This is a genomic window from Cytophagia bacterium CHB2, from assembly GCA_030263535.1.
GTDB lineage: Bacteria > Zhuqueibacterota > Zhuqueibacteria > Zhuqueibacterales > Zhuqueibacteraceae > Coneutiohabitans.
The window spans coordinates 1-2,484 of record SZPB01000584.1 but is presented as its reverse complement, the minus strand read 5'-3'; the positions used below and the strand labels follow the sequence as shown (position 1 = coordinate 2,484).

Here is a 2,484-nt window from a genome sequence, read left to right as displayed (position 1 = left end):
CATGCCGCAAAGCGAACCCAAGTTACCCAGGGCAACCCCGCCATGAGATAGATGCAAGAACCTATACCGAGCAAAGGCACCAAGGGTACGAAAGGCGTCTTGAATGCCCGCGGGCGATGCGGCTCTTTATAACGCAAAATAATAATGCCGGCGCAAACGAGCGCAAACGCAAACAAGGTTCCAATATTCGTTAACTCGACAATCTCGTTGATATTGGCAAAGGCGGAAATCAATGCCACCGCTACTCCGGTCCAAATCGTCGTGACATGCGGGGTTTTATATTTGGTATGCACTTTCTGAAAAACCGGCGGCAACAACCCGTCACGTGACATTGAGAAAAAGATGCGCGGTTGGCCATATTGAAAAACCAAAAGAACGGCCGTCATTGAAATCACCGCCCCGAAGGCAACGAGACCGGCCGCCGCATCGGAACCGACGTAAGCCAGAGCCGCCGCCAAGGGATCCGCGACGCCCAGCTTATCCCACGGCATCATGCCAGTGAGCACGGCGGCAACAACAACATAGATCAGCGTACAAATCGCCAACGAGCCGATGATGCCGATCGGCATATCACGTCCAGGCCGTTTGCACTCCTCCGCCGCGGTTGAAATTGCATCAAAACCGATATAAGCGAAAAAGATCAAACTCGCCCCGGTCCACACTCCGGAAAAGCCGTTCGGCATGAAGGGCGACCAATGCTCGGGTTTCACATATTTCGCGCCGACATAAATGAAGAAAAAGAGAATGACAAGTTTGATCACGACCATGATGTTATTGACGCGCGCGGATTCTTTGGCGCCAATCACCAACAGCCACGTGATTGCAGCCACAATTGCCACGGCGAGAAAATTGAAGACGATCGGAATGCCGAGAATGGTGGGATGATTCGTCCAGGCCTCGTAGTTCAACGCGATCGCCGGATCGATTTGCCCGCCGGCGTTGGCCACGGCGGCAGCGGCCTGCGCCGCAGAACGATAATCCACAGAGAGCCACGCGGGGATGTGAATGCCGAGGCCTTCACACATTTGATGAAAATATGCCGCCCAGCCAATGGCCACCGCGACATTGCCAATGGCATATTCGATAATCAAATCCCAGCCAATGATCCATGCCACAGCCTCGCCCAATGTTGCATAGGAATAGGTGTAGGCGCTGCCTGAAACCGGCACGAGCGAGGCAAACTCGGCGTAGCACAAGCCACAGAACGCGCAGGCTACAGCGGTGAGCACGAAAGACAGCATGATCGCCGGCCCGGCGCCGGGGCGCATCGCATCGCCGGCGACGGCGGTGCCGATGACGGCAAAAATACCGGTGCCGATGATCGCGCCGATGCCGAGTGAAATCAAATCAACCGCGCCAAGAGAACGTTTCAAGTTGGTTTTCTCGGCATCCTGGGCCAATTGATCGAGATTTTTGGTGCGGAAAATGTTCATAAGCCAGGGAGACAATGTTACAAAGAATAAGGAGCCAATAATTGATTGATTGCGCCAAATTATGCCACTGCAAAAACCGTGTTCACCAGCATTCGCTTGCAGAAGCTAAACGAACAAAAAACTAACAAACCAATCCGTCAATCAAAAATTTGTATGCCTTAAACACTTTTTTACCTGTAGAACGCCGGTCGAAAAATCTACCTCCGGATTTGTTCGAGCGCTCGCGGCCAGTCTCAAATCCGCGGCATCACACGAAAACGTTGCGAACATATCCAACCATCCGCGTCGCAAAGCGCAATGTCCGTTCAGGATGATCAAATATTATTGTCTCATCCCCTGCCGCTTATCCGATGAGCATGCCTGCAATCGTTGCCGTCATCCAACTCGCGAGCGCGCCGCCAAACATGGCGCGCAGGCCGAGTTTGGCCAAATCGCCGCGGCGTTCGGGGGCCATGCCGCCAATGCCGCCGATTTGAATCGCAATGGAAGAAAAATTCGAAAACCCGCACAGTGCATACGTCGCAATCGTGATGGCGCGTTCACTCATGCCTCGGCTTTCAATCAACTCGCCGAGATGCACATACGCCAAAAATTCGTTGATGGAGATTTTGGTGCCGAGCAAATTGCCGAATTCCAGACAATCCTTCCACGGCACGCCCATAAGCCAGGCCAGTGGCGCGAAAATCCAGCCGAAGAGTGTGCGCAAATCTTGCGGAAAATAAGTGAAGCCCACCCAATTTGACAGCGCGTCGTGAATGACGCCCATACCCGCGTTGACCACGGCGATGAGTGCGATGAAGGCCAGCAGCATCGCGCCGACATTCACGGCCAGTTTCATGCCATCGGCGGCGCCAACCGCAGCCGCTTCAATCACATCCCCTGCAACTTTTCCCGGCGGCACTTTCACGTGGCCCTTGGTGACCGATTCTTCCTTTTCTGGCAAGATAATTTTTGCCATCATCAGCGCGGCCGGCGCCGACATGACGCTCGCCGCGAGCAAATGCGAGGCGGGAACTCCCATGGCGATATACCCGGCGAGCACGCCGCCGGC

Annotated in this window: 2 protein-coding genes; both read right to left on the bottom strand. The window is 54.4% G+C overall.

What is annotated here, in order from left to right:
- The coding region (locus FBQ85_29170) for an amino acid permease (GenBank protein MDL1879202.1) at window positions 1-1,433 on the bottom strand (1,433 nt) is incomplete at its 3' end.
- A 343-nt stretch (window positions 1,434-1,776) separates the two neighbouring features.
- Window positions 1,777-2,484: NupC/NupG family nucleoside CNT transporter (locus FBQ85_29165; GenBank protein ID MDL1879201.1), on the bottom strand; the 708-nt coding region annotated here is incomplete at its 5' end.